General features: G+C 63.3%; 14 protein-coding genes. 6 read left to right on the top strand and 8 right to left on the bottom strand.

Features of this window, described 5'->3' with window-relative positions; all coding sequences use genetic code 11:
* Positions 1-37 precede the first annotated feature (37 nt).
* Positions 38-1,006, bottom strand: coding sequence for a hypothetical protein (locus ACH196_RS07685; protein WP_396646272.1), 969 nt, complete (start codon positions 1,004-1,006; stop codon positions 38-40).
* A 383-nt stretch (positions 1,007-1,389) separates the two neighbouring features.
* On the opposite strand from ACH196_RS07685, the gene ACH196_RS07680 reads away from it, so the two are divergent.
* The 6 genes from ACH196_RS07680 to ACH196_RS07655 all read left to right on the top strand — a co-directional run bounded on the left by ACH196_RS07680 (position 1,390) and on the right by ACH196_RS07655 (position 8,918).
* Positions 1,390-2,217 (top strand): SPFH domain-containing protein, encoded by an 828-nt coding sequence (locus ACH196_RS07680; protein ID WP_396646270.1) that lies wholly within the window; start codon positions 1,390-1,392, stop codon positions 2,215-2,217.
* Positions 2,218-2,449: 232 nt separating this feature from the next.
* The gene (locus tag ACH196_RS07675) at positions 2,450-4,411 is read left to right on the top strand and encodes a calcium-binding protein (protein WP_396646268.1); all 1,962 of its coding nucleotides are present in this window, start codon (positions 2,450-2,452) and stop codon (positions 4,409-4,411) included.
* A 330-nt stretch (positions 4,412-4,741) separates the two neighbouring features.
* Positions 4,742-5,077 (top strand): hypothetical protein, encoded by a 336-nt coding sequence (locus ACH196_RS07670; protein WP_396646267.1) that lies wholly within the window; start codon positions 4,742-4,744, stop codon positions 5,075-5,077.
* Between the two features lie 186 nt (positions 5,078-5,263).
* Positions 5,264-7,228, top strand: a complete 1,965-nt coding sequence (locus ACH196_RS07665) for a calcium-binding protein (RefSeq protein ID WP_396646266.1) — start codon at positions 5,264-5,266, stop codon at positions 7,226-7,228.
* 150 nt (positions 7,229-7,378) lie between these two features.
* Positions 7,379-8,233 (top strand): sugar phosphate isomerase/epimerase family protein, encoded by an 855-nt coding sequence (locus ACH196_RS07660; protein ID WP_396646265.1) that lies wholly within the window; start codon positions 7,379-7,381, stop codon positions 8,231-8,233.
* A 118-nt stretch (positions 8,234-8,351) separates the two neighbouring features.
* A complete protein-coding gene (locus ACH196_RS07655) occupies positions 8,352-8,918 on the top strand; it encodes an NADPH-dependent FMN reductase (protein WP_396646263.1) in 567 nt (188 codons plus the stop codon).
* Positions 8,919-8,977: 59 nt separating this feature from the next.
* On the opposite strand, the gene ACH196_RS07650 is transcribed toward ACH196_RS07655, so the two are convergent.
* The 7 genes from ACH196_RS07650 to ACH196_RS07620 all read right to left on the bottom strand — a co-directional run bounded on the left by ACH196_RS07650 (position 8,978) and on the right by ACH196_RS07620 (position 16,614).
* The gene (locus tag ACH196_RS07650; RefSeq protein WP_396646261.1) at positions 8,978-9,997 is read right to left on the bottom strand and encodes an LLM class flavin-dependent oxidoreductase; all 1,020 of its coding nucleotides are present in this window, start codon (positions 9,995-9,997) and stop codon (positions 8,978-8,980) included.
* Positions 9,998-10,177: 180 nt separating this feature from the next.
* The gene (locus ACH196_RS07645; RefSeq protein ID WP_396646259.1) at positions 10,178-10,474 is read right to left on the bottom strand and encodes a formate dehydrogenase subunit delta; all 297 of its coding nucleotides are present in this window, start codon (positions 10,472-10,474) and stop codon (positions 10,178-10,180) included.
* Positions 10,464-11,309, bottom strand: coding sequence for a formate dehydrogenase accessory sulfurtransferase FdhD (gene fdhD, locus ACH196_RS07640; RefSeq protein WP_396646257.1), 846 nt, complete (start codon positions 11,307-11,309; stop codon positions 10,464-10,466). The genes ACH196_RS07645 and fdhD overlap by 11 nt, the downstream gene beginning before the upstream one ends.
* Positions 11,288-11,515, bottom strand: coding sequence for a hypothetical protein (locus tag ACH196_RS07635; RefSeq protein WP_396646255.1), 228 nt, complete (start codon positions 11,513-11,515; stop codon positions 11,288-11,290). The genes fdhD and ACH196_RS07635 overlap by 22 nt, the downstream gene beginning before the upstream one ends.
* Positions 11,516-11,665: 150 nt before the next feature.
* Complete coding sequence (gene fdhF, locus ACH196_RS07630) at positions 11,666-14,563, bottom strand: formate dehydrogenase subunit alpha (RefSeq protein ID WP_396646254.1); 2,898 nt, start codon at positions 14,561-14,563, stop codon at positions 11,666-11,668.
* Positions 14,564-14,575: 12 nt separating this feature from the next.
* Positions 14,576-16,132, bottom strand: a complete 1,557-nt coding sequence (locus ACH196_RS07625) for a formate dehydrogenase beta subunit (RefSeq protein WP_396646253.1) — start codon at positions 16,130-16,132, stop codon at positions 14,576-14,578.
* Positions 16,129-16,614, bottom strand: a complete 486-nt coding sequence (locus ACH196_RS07620) for a formate dehydrogenase subunit gamma (RefSeq protein WP_396646288.1) — start codon at positions 16,612-16,614, stop codon at positions 16,129-16,131. The genes ACH196_RS07625 and ACH196_RS07620 overlap by 4 nt, the downstream gene beginning before the upstream one ends.
* Positions 16,615-16,621: the final 7 nt, after the last annotated feature.

Genomic DNA, 16,621 nt, shown 5'->3' with positions numbered 1-16,621 from the left:
TTGCTTTTCAAGGTCCACCGGCGTGGCAAGACCTGCGTCACGACGTATTCCTGCGCGGCGGCTCCAGCGCGTAGTGCGCCATCGCATTGGCGTGCGCGAGAATCTCGTCGACTTCGCGGATGTTCTTGCGTTTCGGAGCATCCGGATCGAAGCGCGGCAATCTTCCGCCGGGCGGACGACCGCGCCTCAGCGGCGAAAAACGCCGGAACCGGACCGGAACCGGCTTGCCGCCTGCGGCCGCCGCGTCGCGGGCCGCCCTGTCTCGCGTGAGTGCGGCGTCGTTGCGCGCCTTCCAGCGGGCGAAACGCTGCGCCTGGCCCGGAAGATCGTCGAGTGCCTCACCCAGCGCGTTCAGCCTGAGCGTCAGTTTCGCCGCATTGATCGGATCGTTCTGCGACGGCGGCGGCGGCAGGGGGATGCGTGGCGCATCGTCGTCGATCGACCGGATGCGCGGCACGGCATGCGCCGGCACATATTTGCGGCGGATGCGGAACGGGTATTTCAGAGCATCGAGCAGCGAAAGGTTTAGTCTGCGCGGCCTGGAGGCGCGCCGTTCGGCGGCTTTCCGCTCGGCTTCATAGCGGGCAAAGTCTTCTCTCGACAGGGTGACGGCGAGGCCCAGGCGGCGCATGGCGGCCACCGTGTCGGAAATTTTTGGCTTGAGCTTTCGCGGGCGAAACGGCGGAAGCGTCACCACGATGCCTTGCGCCGCCGCGATGATCAGCCGCCGGGCGGCGGATTCGGCCGGGCGCAAAAGCAGCAGGATGGCGCGGTAGAGATGGCGAGGAAGCGTAAGTGCCGGGGACAGTTTACTTTTTTCCGCCCGCACTTCGTTCTGAGCTGTCGCGCCCTTCTGCGGAAAGAAAGTTAACTGTCCCCCAGCGCCTGGCTCTCCAGCGCCCGCCTTGCAAAACCCCATCTCGGCCATGCCGACGAGCATCAGCAGGATATGCTTCAGCGCCTGCCGGTATCGCTCGATTGTCGTACTCGCGTCTCCAAACTCCACCGCCGCCTTCCTTTCAAACACAGGCCGGCGGGAGTATGGCATGTATCAAGGTCTATGTAAATAATCCTAGGAAAATAAACCTTGATATATGATGCCCTATGCACAACGTCTTGAAAAGTTTGACTTTTCGAGAGGCGTTTTCCTGCCCCGGGCACCCTCCCGACTGGACGCGAGGCTCGGCGGGGAGGAGGCCATGCCTGTAAAGGGCAGCAGAATCATAGAGTTATGCGCAAGATTGGTGGATTTCAGCGTAACAAGCATGACCAAGGGAGCCAGGGCAGGCAGCGACCCGGTCGTAGCGGCGCCAAAATTTTGCGCGTAGTCTTTTGCCGAAGGATTCCCGGCCGTCGCGGTCGGTAATCGAGACAAGCGGGAGGGGCAGCATGCAAGCGGTCAGCGATCATGAAGCATGGAGCGTCGGCGGCTTTCCGCTGCTCTTCCTGTGGCTGGCACTGATGGGGGCGGCGGCTCTGCTGCTGTGGCCGCTGATCATCCCAATCGCGGTGATCGGCGTGCTGTTCGCCAGCGGTTTTACGATCATCCAGCCCAACGAGGCGCGTGTCGTCACCTTCTTCGGCCGCTATGTCGGCACGCTGCGCAAGAACGGTTTTCTCTACACCGTTCCGTTCAGTTCCAAGACGCGCGTGCCGCTGAAGCTGATCAACTTCGTCACCGATCATCTCAAGGTGAACGACCGCAACGGCAATCCGATCGAGATCGGCGCTGTCGTCGTCTGGCGGGTCACCGACGCCGCGCAAGCGTCATTCAACATCGACGACTACAAGACCTTCGTCGCCAACCAGAGCGACATCGCCATTCGCACGCTGGCTGCTCACTACCCGTATGATTCGGAATCAGAGACGTCGTTACGCGGCAACATCGACGAGGTCGCCGCGCAGTTGCAGACCATGCTGCAGGGCAAGCTCGCCGTCGCCGGCATCCATGTCGAGGAGACGCGGCTCAGCCACCTCGCCTACGCCTCGGAGATCGCCGGCGCCATGCTCAAGCGCCAGCAGGCGGTGGCCATCTTCCAGGCGCGCCGCTACATGGTCGAAAACGCGCTCGCCATCATCGACGAGGTGATGGTGCATTTCGACAAGCAGGAAGGCGTCGAGATCTCGGACGACAAGAAGGCAGACCTGATCAACAGCCTGCTGGTCGTCATGACCTCCGAAAAAGAGTCCAACCCGGTCATCAATGTCGGCCGGTAACTCTCCGACCGAGCGGGCCAATGCCGGCGCTTCTTCCACTTTCCGGCGTACCTGCATGCCCGATATCATTTCCCATGCTGACGCGCTGAGGCTGATGTAACCGCCGTGTAACGGCCGGGTCTCGGCGGATACAATCAGCTTCTCACCGGCGGCATGCGCCGGACGGGAACGCGTCCTATTCCTCTCGACCTCCGGTTCGGATCGCCGAATCGGAAAGTAAAGAGGAGCAGGAATGCCGACTTACACGGGTAACAATTCCGACAATACGATTGCCGGTTCTGGGATTGGCGACTCCATCTACGGATATGGTGGCGCCGATAATCTTAAAGGTGGTGACGGCAACGACTATATCTACGGCGGATACAGCAACAGCACTGTCGACAACAGCAATGACACGCTGGATGGCGGCGACGGTGACGACTACCTTTATGGCGAGGAAGGTAACGACGTGCTGCTTGGCGGCGACGGTGACGACGCGCTTTATGGCGAGGATGGCAACGACCAGTTGAACGGCGGCACGGGCGCCGACTATCTCTACAGCGGCAACGGCACCGACAAGCTGATCGGCGGCAGCGGCGACGATCGGTTCTATCTCGGGCTGGGCCGCAAGATCGTCGACGGCGGCACCGGTTTCGACGTGCTGGACTTCGACCGTTCCGCCAGCACCACGGCGCATGTCTTTGCCCTGAACGGCGCGAGCAACGACAATTCCAGCACCACCGGCATCGAGGAGATGATCTACCGCGCCGGTTCGGCGGGCGACACGATTTCGGGCGCCGACGGCGACGACACCATCTACGGCAATGACGGCAACGACACGCTGAAGGGCAATGGCGGCGAGGACGACCTCATGGGCGGCCAAGGCGTCGACAAGCTCTATGGCGGCGCCAGCCGCGACCAGCTCTACGGCGGCACCGAGGCCGACACGCTCTATGGCGACGACGGCAACGACACGCTTTACGGCGGCTTGGGAAATGCGACCGCCGATAACAACAACGACCGCCTCTTCGGCGGCGAGGGCGACGACTATCTCAATGGCGAGGAAGGCGACGACACGCTCGACGGCGGCAGCGGTAGCGACACGCTTTACGGCGAGATCGGCAACGACACGCTGAACGGCGGCAACGGCAACGACTACATCTACGCCGACCTCGGCGAGGACACGGTCAATGCCGGCGAGGGCGAAGACCGCATTTACGCCACCCACGGCAAGAAGACCATCGATGGCGGCACCGGCTTCGATTATCTGGAAATCGACCGTTCCGGCCAGTCCGACGCCCAATTGTTCAGGCTGAACGGCGCCGCCGGCACCGACGGCTCGACCGCGATCAACATCGAGCAGATGCTCTACAGGGCCGGCGCCGGCGACGACCGCATCTCGGGCGGCGAAGGCGTCGACACCGTCCACGGCGGTGCCGGCAACGACCAACTGGTCGGTTACGGCGGCAACGACACGCTGCGCGGCGACGCCGGCATCGACAAGCTGAACGGCGGCGAGGGCAACGACTATCTCTACGGCGACGGCGATGCCGATACGCTGATCGGCGGCGAAGGTAACGACGTGCTTTATGGCGGCTTCGGTAGTTCCACCGCCGAACTGAGCAACGACACGCTCTACGGCCTCGAGGGCAACGACTACCTCTATGGCGAGGAAGGCAACGACACGCTCGACGGCGGCAGCGGCAACGACAATCTCTCCGGCGAGAGCGGCGACGATACGCTGGCCGGCGGCAACGGGGCCGATACGCTCAATGGCGGCACCGACAAGGATATCCTTCAGGGCGGCAACGGCAACGACACGCTGAAGGGCGACGAAGGCCTCGACACGCTCTATGGCGGGCTCGGCAACGATACGCTGACCGGCGGCGCCGATATCGACCGCTTCGTCTTCAACACCGCGCTGAGCGCCGTCGACAATGTCGACGAGATCACCGACTTTACGGCGGCGCAGGATCAGATCCGCCTCGACGACGCGATCTTCACCGCCATCGGCCCGGCCGGCACGCTGACCGCCTCCGCCTTCGCCGCCAATGCGCTCGGGGCAGCCACCGACGCCAGCGACCGCATCATCTACGAGACGGACACCGGAAAACTGTTCTACGACGCGGATGGCAGCGGCGTCGGCGCGTCGGTCCACTTCGCCACGCTGGATTCCGGCCTGGCGCTGACGAGCGCCAACTTCCTCATCTATTGAGTCTTTTCGCCAGGAAGACGGCGGCGTGCCGTCTGTCCGGCGGCGTGCCTGGATAGTTCGCAACGCGCATCTGGCAGGACCGGATGCGCGTTGTTTGACTGCGCTTCGGTCCGGCAGGATGTTCCGATGGGCGCGCCAGCGGTTGGTCGTTCGTGAGAAAAACAACGGCCCGTGCAGGGTCCGACGGCACAACTCCTGCGCTCGTGTGGCTACTTGGAATTGATTCGAAATTGATTTTTCTTGCCGGCTGGCCGCATCTGCGGCATAATCAGCTTGCTCAGAAGTACGTGGGCCTCCGCGGAGGCAGTTCATCCGGCCTGAGCACCGGACGTGTGGTCAATCACCGCGCGTGTGGTGCTTATGTATTGGCTGGATGATGAAAAACCATCACCAACAACAACAAAAATCCTGTCAGCGGGCATCGCAACAGCGAGCCTGGCTTTTTGCATGCGTGTCATCGATGTCGCCGTTGGGGATGTCGCACCTCGGCATGAATGCTCCATCCTGGAATTTGGGGCCGGCGTTTATGGAATCGAGGAGATGAAGCAATGCTCGCCAGTGCCGGAAACAACGGCAGAAGTGCTGCCGTCGAAGTGCTTGCCAATCCCGATGGCACCGCGCAGCCGCGTGGATCGCCGTTGGCGTGAAAGCAACAATGCAGACTGACGGAGTTTTCTATCGAAATCTCCAAGTTATGTCTGATCTAACGGACAGTTCACGCACAACACATTAGCAAACAAAAGCCCGTCCATTGTCTTGGATTAATCCTGACAAACGGGTGTCATATCTGCCATGCACCAATCGGTTGAACCCAGCCGGTTGGAGACACTGTTTTGTGGAAAGGATTGAAGCATGCCCACTTTCAACGGAAACGACAGCCCTAACACCATCAACGGCTCGCCCGTGGGCGACTATATCTATGGGAAGGGCGGGGCCGACACGCTGAACGGCGGCGACGGCGACGACATCGTCTATGGCGGCTACGGCAACAGCACCGTCGAACCCAGCGACGACACGCTGGATGGCGGCGACGGCAACGACTACCTCTACGGCGAGGGAGGCGATGACATCCTCTTCGGCCGCGACGGCGACGATACGCTTCGCGGCGACGACGGCAACGACAAGATGAACGGCGGTTCCGGCTCGGACAACCTCTACGCCGGCAGCGGTACGGACTCGCTCACCGGCGGCACGGGTGACGATAACTTTTATGCCGGTCTCGGCAAGAAAACGATCAATGGCGGCACCGGTTTTGACACGCTCGATTTCGACCGCACGACCAGCGCGGCCGGCCATGTTTTCGCGCTTGGCGGCGCGGCAGGCAGCGACGGCAGCACCGCCGTCGACATCGAACGCCTGATCTATCGCGCCGGCAGCGGCGCGGACGATATTTCCGGCGCAGCCGGCGACGACCTGCTCTACGGGAACGGCGGCAACGACATCCTCAAGGGGTATGACGGCGCCGACAATATCCAGGGCGGCGACGGCACCGACACAGGCTATGGCGGCGGCAGCAACGACTATCTCTATGGTGGCGCCCAGGCCGACAAGCTGTTCGGCCAGGACGGCAACGACGTCATCTATGGCGGTTTCGGCAATTCGACCGTCGAGACCAGCAACGACTCCCTTTATGGCGGCGAGGGTAACGATTACATCCAGGGCGAGGAAGGCAACGATACGCTCGACGGCGGTGGCGGCGACGATACGCTCTACGGCGAGAGCGGCAACGACACCATGGCCGGCGGCACCGGCAACGACTACCTCTACGGCGATATCGGCACCGATGTGATGAACGGCGGCGACGGCGACGACCGCATCTACGGAACCATCAACAAGAAAACCATCGACGGGGGCACCGGCTACGATCAGCTCGATCTCGACCGCAGCGCCACCTCTGCCGGGCAGGTGTTAAAGCTCAATGACGCGGCCGGCAATGACGGCAGCACCGCGATCAACATCGAGCAGATGACCTACCGCGCCGGCGCCGGCGCCGACACGATCTATGGCGGCGAGGGCATCGACAGCATCTTCGGCAATGCCGGCAATGACACCCTCGCCGGCTACGGCGGCAATGACAGCCTTCGCGGCGAAGTCGGAAACGACAAGCTGAACGGTGGCGAAGGCGCCGACTACATGTACGGCGGTGTGGAGGTCGATACGCTCCTCGGAGGAGAGGGCAACGATATCCTTTACGGCGGTGACGGCACGTCCGTCGTCGACTTCAGCAACGACAAGCTCTACGGCCAGGACGGGGGCGACTCGCTTTACGGTGAGGAAGGTGACGACACGCTCGACGGCGGCACGGGCAACGACAATCTCTCGGGTGAGTCCGGCGACGACGATTTGCTTGGCGGAAACGGCAACGACTATCTCTACGGCGGCGCCGATACCGATGTCCTGCAAGGTGGCAGTGGCAACGACAATCTTCAGGGCGACGACGGCGTCGATACTCTCTACGGTGGCCTCGGCAACGACACGCTGAACGGCGGCACCGGCATCGACCGCCTCCACTTCAACACCGCGCTGGATTCGCTCGCCAATGTCGACACGATCAACGGGTTTGTGGTGGGGGAGGACCAGATCCGGCTGGAGAACGCGATCTTCACCGCGCTGACGACGACGGGCACGCTTGCCGCCGCGGCCTTCCGCGCCAACACGACGGGCCTGGCCGCGGATGCCAGCGACCGCATCATCTACGACACCGATAACGGCTTTCTTTATTACGACAGCGACGGAACCGGCGCGGCCGATGCAGTTCAGTTCGCATCGCTGGCAGCCAACCTGGCGCTGACCAACGCCAGTTTCCTGGTCTACTGACGACTTTCCCACGGCCGGCGTTTCGACGCCGGCCGTGACCACTGCCGGCCCGGAAAATATCCGGCCGATGCTCGTCTTTTGCAGGCGAAGTATCTGGTCCTACCAGATTTTTCCAGCTAGGCTCCTCCACAAAACGATGGGGAGGGCTTCATGAAAATCGGCTTCTGCATGTTCCTGTGGACCAGTCATGTCACGGGAAAACATGAGAAATTGCTGCGCGACATCAAGGCCACGGGCTACGACGGGGTCGAGATTCCGATCTTCGAGGGCACGCCGGACGACTACAAGCGGCTCGGCGACCTGCTGGACAGGATCGGCCTGGAGCGCACCTCGGTGACCGCCATGGGCGACCCGGCGCTGAACCTGATCGGCGACGCGGCGGCGCGCAAGGCCGGCATCAAATACATGAAATGGGCGATCGACTGCGCCAATGCGTTGGGCGCCGACAAGATGTCGGGGCCGATGCATTCGACGCTTGGGCATTTCTCCGGTGTCGGGCCGACGGCGGCGGAGAAGAAGCGCTCCGTTTCCTCGCAGCGCGCCATCGGCGACCATGCGGCGATGAAAAACGTCATCATCGGGCTGGAGGCGCTGAACCGCTTCGAATGTTATCTTTTCAACACGATGGACGATCTCTGCGCCCATCTCGACGAGGTCGACCATCCCAACATCAAGGCGATGTACGACACGTTCCACTGCAACATCGAGGAGCAGGACCCGATCGGCGCTTTCACGAAAAGCCTGCGCCACATCGTCCACGTTCATATTTCGGAAAACGACCGCGGCGTGCCCGGACGCGGCAACATCCCGTGGAAAAAGACGTTTTCAGTCATCCGCGACAGCGGTTACGACGGTTGGCTGACTATTGAGGCTTTTGGCCGTGGACTCAAGGATCTGGCGGCTGCGACAAAAGTCTGGCGCGACTTCGCCGAAAGTCCGGAAGCCGTCTACAAGGAGGGTTTTGTCCATATCCGCGACGGTTGGAAGCGGGCAGGGAAGAGGTAGGTGCCGCCCTGAACCAGTGACCAAGGCGTAACCGACTAACCTCCAGGTGCCGTCTTGCCCGGCCTGACGCTAACATCCTATCTGCGGACGAAAATTTTCTCGCAGGCGGAGTTTTACCTTGGCGCTCAGGCTCAATATCATCATCGGCAGCACACGGCCGGGCCGCATCGGCCCGAAAGTGGCGGCGTGGTTTCACGAATTCGCGCGGGAAAACGGCAAGTTCGGTGCTGTTCTCGTCGATCTCGCCGATTTCGAACTGCCGGTCTTTGACGAGCCGAAACATCCGCGCCTTCAGGAATACGAACATGCCCATACGAAGCGCTGGGCCGAGAGCGTGGCCTCGGCTGACGCCTTCGTCTTCGTGACCCCGGAATACAATTATTTCGCGCCGCCGGCGCTGATCAACGCCATCACCTATCTGTCGAAAGAGTGGGCCTACAAGCCGGCAGGGCTTCTGAGCTATGGCGGCGTGTCAGGCGGGCTGCGGGCGGCGCAGTCGGAGAAGCAGTTGCTGACCAGCCAGCGCATCATGCCGATCCCGGAAGGCGTGGCGGTTCAAATGGTTGGCCAATATGTCGGCGAGGACGGTATTTTCCGTCCGAACGACCTGATTGCCTCCGGCGCCAAGACGATGCTCGACGAACTGCATCGCTGGGCCGAGGCGCTGAAGTCGATGCGAGGCTAGCAGTTTTAGGCCAATCTGGCCGGACCAGATTGGCCTTGCCGACCCGTTCCGGACAGGCGTCAGCGCCAGCCCAGCGCTGGCGCGACGTGTTTCAGGATCGCCTCGACGACATGGGCGTTGTAGTCGACGCCGAGCTGGTTGGGCACCGTCAGCAACAGCGTGTCTGCCTCGGCGATGGCCTCGTCGGTCTTCAACTGCTCGACCAGCACGTCCGGTTCGGCGGCGTAGCTGCGGCCGAAAACGGCGAGCTTCTCCGGCTCGATATAGCCGAAATGATCCTCGCTGTCGCCACGGCCAAAATACGCCCGGTCGCGGTCGTCAACCAGGGCGAAGATGCTGCGGCTGACCGATACGCGCGGCTCTCGGCTGTGGCCGGCTTCTTTCCACGCCGCGCGAAAGGCGCGGATCTGTTCGGCCTGCTGGATGTGGAAGGGTTTTCCGCTCTCGTCGAATTTCAGGGTGGAGCTTTGCAGGTTCATGCCGAGTTTTGCCGCCCATTCGGCCGTCGCATTGGTTGCGGCACCCCACCAGATGCGCTCGCGCAGGCCTTCCGAATGCGGCTCGAGGCGCAACAGGCCGGGCGGATTGGGAAACATCGGGCGTGGATTGGGCTGGGCGAAGCCGTTTCCGCGCAGGATGTCCAGAAACACTTCCGAATGCCGCCGCGCCATGTCGGCGTCGCTCTTGCCGTCCTCCGGCACGTAGCCGAAATAACGCCAGCCATCGATCACCTGCTCCGGCGAGCCGCGGCTGATGCCGAGCTGCAAGCGCCCGCCGGCGATCAGGTCGGCGGCACCGGCGTCCTCGGCCATGTAGAGCGGGTTCTCGTAGCGCATGTCGATGACCGCCGTGCCGATCTCGATGCGTTTTGTCTTGGCGCCCACAGCCGCAAGCAGAGGAAAGGGCGAGCCGAGTTGGCGGGCAAAATGGTGCACGCGGAAATACGCCCCGTCCGCACCCAACTCTTCCACGGCCATCGCGAGATCGATGGATTGCAGCAGCGCATCGGAGGCCGAGCGCGTTTGCGACTGGGACGAGGGCGTCCAATGCCCGAAGGAGAGAAAACCAATTTTTTTCATGCGCGCTATCTATGGGCTGTCGGGGTCGGAACCAAGGGCATCGTCTGTGAACGGTCTGTTTCGATCGGCGCCTTGACCGGCAAACGGCGCCGGCCCCTGCTCTCCCCGGGCGGGAGGTGAGGTCGTTGACGAAGCAAACTGGAGTGCAGTGTCGAACTGCTCCGCCCTCAAGGGGGGATGTCAGCCGCTCTCGGTCGCGGCCGCTTCGGCCGCCTGCTCGGCGGTCACGTGTTGGGTCGGCCGCCTGATCTGGGCAGCCGCCTCGATCACGATCGGCTTCAGCCCTTCGCCGCCTGAATCCACCACCTCGAAGAAGTGTCGGCGCATGCGCGGCTCCCAGAACTTGTTGATGTGCTCGGCGACGCCGTGCACACCTTCAACCCGATCTTCCTTCGATTCGAAGAAGGTGCCAATCTGGTTGGCCATGCGGACGATTTTCTCGATGCCCGTGGCGGCGTGCGTTTCATCATGCGACATGTCTTGCGGCTCCGGCTGAAACCCGTCCGGGGTGTGTGAAGATATCAAAATCGTCGCCGCGCACCAGCGCGACCAATGTCATGCCGGCCTCTTCCGCCGTACGGATGGCGAGCGCGGTGGGGGCGGAAACGGCTATGATGAAGGAAGCGCCGATGGCCGCTGTCTTCTGCACCATTTCGACGGAGACGCGGGACGTCACGACAACCGCGCCGCTTGCCCCGTCGATCCCGGCCTTCACCAGGGCGCCGGCGAGCTTGTCCAACGCGTTGTGGCGGCCGACATCCTCGCGCGCGGCGACGATGCCTCTGCCGGGAACGTAGAAACCGGCGGCATGCACCGCTCCAGTCTCGGCATGCAGCGGCTGGAGTTTCGACAGCAACCGCACCGAACCGACGATGTCGTCGGGGGCAAGCGTAAGCGGCGACTTATCGACATGATCCACCGACCGCATCGCCTCATCGATCGACTCGATGCCGCACAGCCCGCAGCCGACCGGACCGGCCAGCCGCCGCCGCCGCGCCTGGAAGCGGGTGTTGGCGGAATCCTTCAGCCGGATCTGGATGTCGATGCCGGCGCCCAGATCTTCGACCTCGATCGACTCTATTTCTTCGGGCGAGGCGATGATGCCTTCGGTCAGCGAGAAGCCCAGCGCAAAATCGTCGAAATCGGCGGGCGAGGCCATCATCACGGCATGCGTCGTGCCGGCATAGCTGAGCGCCACCGGGGTTTCCTCCGGCACCATACGGTCGGCCCACCTGTCACCGACGGTCCGGTGCGTAAGCCGGTTGATCCGGAAAAGGGCAGGGGGCCTGACTATCGGATTCGCTCCAGCCATTGCGGGGTAAGCTCCGGCATTTCGTTCGAAATGGCGACCAGCGCTTCGTAGTGGCCCTGTCCCATGACGCCGCCGACGATCAGCCGAAGCTGCTTGAAGTCCGCATCGGAAAGATGGCCCTCGACGTCGGCCAGAAACTGATTGAATTCCGCGCCGTGCTGTTCAACCAGTCGCTTGAGCTGGGTATAGGCCTCCACCTTTGTCACGCGGTGCGCCTCTCTATCCCGGCGTTGTTCGGGCCGCCTGCGACCAAGAGGAAGGGAAAGACGTCGGCACCAGCCCTCCGCTATGGCTCCGGGCGTTCCTCGCTCGAAAAGCCAAATCGTTGGCTTTTCGTCCGCTTCGCGGATCGCTCCTCACTCCGCCGCCTCCAGATGCCCTTCGATCCGGCGCGAGCGGCGTGAAAGTTCGTCATACTCCTCCTGCCATTGGCTGGGGCCATTCGATGGCGACACCTGCACCGCGGTCACCTTGTATTCCGGGCAGTTGGTCGCCCAGTCGGAGAAATCGGTGGTGATGACGTTGGCCTGCGTGTCGGGGTGGTGGAACGTCGTATAGACCACGCCGGGCGATACGCGTTCGGTGATCAGCGCGCGCAGCGTCGTCTCGCCGGCGCGGCTGCTGAGCCGGACCCAGTCGCCGTCGCGCAGGCCACGATTCTCGGCGTCGTGCGGATGGATCTCCAGCCGGTCCTCCGAGTGCCACATGACATTGTCGGTGCGCCGCGTCTGCGCGCCGACATTGTACTGGCTGAGGATACGGCCGGTGGTCAAAAGCAGCGGGAAGCGCGGCCCGGTCTTTTCGTCGGTCGCCACATATTCGGTGCGGATGAACTTGCCCTTGCCGCGCACGAAACCGCCGATGTGCATGATCGGCGTGCCTTCCGGCGCCTTCTCGTTGCAGGGCCACTGCACCGAGCCCTTTTCGTCCAGCAGGTCGTAGCTGACATAAGCGAAGGATGGCGTCGTCTGCGCGATCTCGTCCATGATCTGCGACGGATGCGCGTAGTTCCAGTTCAGGCCCATGGCCTGCGCCATCTTCTGCGTCACCTCCCAGTCGGCAAAGCCGTTCTTGGGAGCCATGACCTTGCGCACGCGGTTGATACGGCGCTCGGCATTGGTGAAGGTCCCGTCTTTCTCGAGGAAGGTGGAGCCCGGCAGGAAGACATGCGCGTAGTTGGCCGTCTCGTTGAGGAAGAGGTCGTGCACGACGACGCATTCCATCGCGGCTAGGCCGGCCGAAACGTGCTTGGTGTCCGGGTCGGACTGCAGGATGTCCTCGCCCTGTATGTACAGGCCCTTGAACGTACCCTCGACGGCGGCGTCCAGCATATTGGGGATGCGCAGGCCGGGCTCGTTGTCGAGCTTGACGCCCCACAGGCTCTCATAGATGTCGCGCACCGCATCGCCGGAGATGTGCCGGTAGCCCGGCAGCTCGTGCGGGAAGGAACCCATGTCGCAGGAGCCCTGCACGTTGTTCTGGCCGCGCAGCGGGTTCACGCCGACGCCGCGCCGGCCGATATTGCCGGTGAGCATGGCGAGGTTGGCGATGGCGATGACGGTGGTCGAGCCCTGGCTGTGCTCGGTGACGCCCAGGCCGTAATAGATCGCGCCATTGCCGCCCTTGGCATAGAGCCGCGCCGCGTCGCGGATGAGCTCGGCCGGCACGCCGGACAGTTTTTCGACTTCTTCGGGGCCGTGGCGCTCCTCGGCGACGAAGGAAGCGTAGTCCTCGAATTCCGACCAGTCGCAGCGCTCGCGGATGAATTTTTCGTCGAACAGACCCTCGGTGACGATCACATGGGCCAGCGCCGTGACGACGGCGACATTGGTGCCCGGCTTCAGCGGCAGGTGATAGTCGGCCTTGGCGTGCACTGAATCCACGGTCTCGGTAACGCGCGGGTCGAGCACGATCAGTTTTGCGCCCTGGCGGATGCGCTTCTTCATGCGCGAGGCGAAGACGGGGTGCGCGGCGGACGGGTTGGCGCCGATCACCATGATGACGTCGGTATCCTCGACGGAATCGAAGTCCTGGGTGCCGGCCGATGTGCCGTAGGTCTGGCCGAGGCCGTAGCCGGTCGGCGAGTGGCAGACGCGGGCGCAGGTGTCGACATTGTTGTTGGCAAAACCCTGGCGGACCAGTTTCTGCACAAGATAGGTCTCCTCATTCGTGCAGCGCGACGAGGTGATGCCGCCGACCGCGCCACGCCCGTATTGATACTGGAGGCGGCGAAATTCCTTCGCCGTATAGGCGAGCGCCTCTTCCCAGCTCACTTCGCGCCACGGATCCGAGATCTTCTCGCGGATCATCGGGTTGAGGATGCGGTCCTTGTGGGTCGTATAGCCGTAGGCGAAGCGGCCCTTGACGCAGGAATGGCCGCGATTGGCCTTGCCGTCCTTCCAGGGCACCATGCGGACGAGCTCTTCGCCGCGCATCTCGGCCTTGAACGAGCACCCGACGCCGCAATAGGCGCAGGTGGTGACCACCGAATGCTCCGGCATGCCCTTGGCGAGCACGGATTTCTCCCGCAGCGCGTCTGTCGGACAGGCCTGCACGCAGGCGCCGCAGGACACGCATTCGCTCTCCAGGAAGGGCTGATGCATGCCCGCCGCCATGCGGCTCTCGAAACCGCGGCCCTCGATGGTCAGCGCGAAGGTGCCCTGCACCTCCTCGCAGGCGCGCACGCAACGCGAGCAGACGATGCACTGAGCCGGGTCATAGGTGAAATAGGGGTTCGATTCGTCGCGCACCATGTAGTCGATGGTCAGCGAACCATTGCCGGGCGCGACGTGGTTGCGGCCATCGATGCCGTAGCGGTTCTCGCTCAGGCCGACGGATTTTGCGACCTGGTCGAACTCGCTTGCGCCGGTTCCGGCCGGTCCGCCCCAGGCGCTCGGGTGGTCGGAGATGTAGAGTTCCATCACCCCGCGCCGGATCGCGCTCAGCCTGTCCGACTGCGTGTGGACCACCATGCCTTCGCCGACCGGCGTCGTGCAGGACGCCGGCGTGCCGCCGCGGCCCTCGATCTCGACCAGGCAGACGCGGCAGGAGCCGAAGGCGTCCATCATGTCGGTGGCGCAGAGTTTCGGGATTTCGACGCCGGCCTCCATCGAGGCGCGCATGATCGACGTGCCCTCGGGCACGGTGATCGGGCGGCCGTCGACGGTCAGCGTCACCTGCTTCTCCGCCTTGGAGGCCGGTGTGCCGTAGTCGATTTCCTCGATGAGCGTTTTGAACTCGGGCAAGGCGTTCATGATCGTCCGCTCCTATTCCGCGGCTTCGGCTATGGGCGATGGGCGAAAATCATCCGGAAAATGATTGATCGCGCTCATCACCGGATAAGGGGTAAAACCCCCAAGAGCGCAAAGCGATCCAAACTTCATGGTGTTGCAGAGGTCGGTGACGAGTTCGATCTGCTTCGCCGGTTCAATGCCGGCGGCAAGCTTGTCGATCGTCTCCACCCCGCGGGTCGAGCCGATGCGGCAGGGCGTGCATTTTCCGCAGGATTCGATGGCGCAGAATTCCATCGCAAACCGCGCCATCTTCAGCATGTCGGCGCTGTCGTCGAACACCGCGATGCCGGCATGGCCGATCAGCCCGTCCTTGGCCGCGAAGGCTTCGTAATCGAACGGCGTGTCGAACAGGGCGCGTGGGAAGTATGCGCCGAGCGGGCCGCCGACCTGCACGGCTTTCACCGGCCGGCCGGTAGCCGTGCCGCCGCCGATGTCGTCAACGATCTCGCCGAGCGTCAGGCCGAAGGCGATCTCGAACAGGCCGCCATGTTTGACGTTGCCGGCAATCTGGATCGGGATCGTGCCGCGCGAGCGGCCCATGCCGAAATCCTTGTAGAAGGCCGCTCCCTTGTCGAGGATGATCGGCACGGAGGCCAGGCTGATGACGTTGTTGATGACCGTCGGCTTGCCGAAAAGACCCTGGATGGCGGGCAGCGGCGGCTTCGCCCGCACCACTCCGCGCTTGCCTTCCAGCGAGTTCAGCAGCGAGGTCTCCTCGCCGCAGACATAGGCGCCGGCGCCGACCCGCACCTCCATGTCGAAGGCGTTCGGCGAACCGAGCACGGTCGCGCCGAGCACGCCACCCTTGCGGGCGATCTCGATGGCGCGGCGCATCTTGTCGACGGCATGCGGATATTCCGAGCGGATATAGACGAAGCCTTTGGTGGCGCCGGTAGCGACGCCGGCGATCGCCATGCCCTCGATCAGCACGAAGGGATCGCCCTCCATGATCATCCTGTCGGCGAAGGTGGCGCTGTCGCCCTCGTCGGCGTTGCAGACGATGTATTTGCGCTCGCCCGCCGTATCCAGCACCGTCTTCCACTTGATGCCGGTCGGGAAACCGGCGCCGCCGCGGCCGCGCAGGCCGGAGTCGGTGACGGTCTTGACGATCTCGGCGGGCGTCATCGCCACCGCCTTCTTGAGGCCGGCGAGGCCGCCATTCATGCGGTAGGCGTCGAGCGACAGCGGATCGATGACGCCACAGCGTGCAAAGGTGAGGCGGGTCTGTTTGGCGAAGAACGGGATCTTGTCCGGCGCGCCCAGCCAGCGCTTGTGATAGCCGCCGGTCAGCAGGCCGGCGTCAAACATCGACTTGACGTCGGATGGTTTTACCGGGCCGTAGGCGATGCGGCCCTTTTCCGTCTGCACTTCCACCATCGGCTCGAGGAAATAGGCACCGCGCGAGCCGTTGCGAACGATGCGCGCTTCCTTGCCGCGCGCTTTCAACTCGGCTTCGATGGCCTTCGCCACCTTGTCGGCGCCGAGCGCCAGCGCGCCGGAATCGCCGGGTATGTAGATGACGGGGGTCACGAGCGCACCTCCGCGACGATCTCGTCGATTTTTTCGGCGTCGAGCCGACCGATGACTTCGCCGTCGAGCATGGCCGAGGGCGAACAGGCGCAGAGCCCGAGACAATAGACCGGCTCCAGCGTAACCGAACCGTTCGCCGTGGTTTCGTGGAAGCCGATGCCGAGCAATTGCTGGATCTTTGCCGCGATGGCGTCGCCGCCCATCGACTGGCAGGCCTCGGCGCGGCAAAGTTTCAGCACATGGCGCCCCGCCGGCGCGCGGCGATAGTCGTGGTAGAAGGTGACGACGCCGTGGACTTCCGCCTTGGAGATGTTGAGCGCCTCGGCGATCACCGGCAGCGATTCGGTCGGCACGAAGCCGAACTCCTCCTGGATGCCGTGCAGGATCGGCAGCAGCGGACCTTCCAGTCCACTCGCTTCCGCAATGACGGAAGTCGTCCTTGCGACGACGTCCGGCGGGGCCTGGGTACTTGCAGGCTGCATCATGATG

Source organism: Mesorhizobium sp. IMUNJ 23232, from assembly GCF_044326205.1.
Classification (GTDB): Bacteria; Pseudomonadota; Alphaproteobacteria; order Rhizobiales; family Rhizobiaceae; genus Kumtagia.
This window is presented reverse-complemented; position numbering and strand designations above follow the sequence as displayed.

Bases quoted from the DNA above. Each gene is read 5' to 3' on its own strand.
- ACH196_RS07680 (WP_396646270.1), top strand. From the start codon at position 1,390: ATGCAAGCGGTCAGCGATCATGAAGCATGGAGCGTCGGCGGCTTTCCG.
- ACH196_RS07675 (WP_396646268.1), top strand. From the start codon at position 2,450: ATGCCGACTTACACGGGTAACAATTCCGACAATACGATTGCCGGTTCT.
- ACH196_RS07665 (WP_396646266.1), top strand. From the start codon at position 5,264: ATGCCCACTTTCAACGGAAACGACAGCCCTAACACCATCAACGGCTCG.
- ACH196_RS07660 (WP_396646265.1), top strand. From the start codon at position 7,379: ATGAAAATCGGCTTCTGCATGTTCCTGTGGACCAGTCATGTCACGGGA.
- ACH196_RS07650 (WP_396646261.1), bottom strand. From the start codon at position 9,997: ATGAAAAAAATTGGTTTTCTCTCCTTCGGGCATTGGACGCCCTCGTCC.
- ACH196_RS07645 (WP_396646259.1), bottom strand. From the start codon at position 10,474: ATGTCGCATGATGAAACGCACGCCGCCACGGGCATCGAGAAAATCGTC.
- fdhD (WP_396646257.1), bottom strand. From the start codon at position 11,309: ATGGCTGGAGCGAATCCGATAGTCAGGCCCCCTGCCCTTTTCCGGATC.
- fdhF (WP_396646254.1), bottom strand. From the start codon at position 14,563: ATGAACGCCTTGCCCGAGTTCAAAACGCTCATCGAGGAAATCGACTAC.
- ACH196_RS07620 (WP_396646288.1), bottom strand. From the start codon at position 16,614: ATGCAGCCTGCAAGTACCCAGGCCCCGCCGGACGTCGTCGCAAGGACG.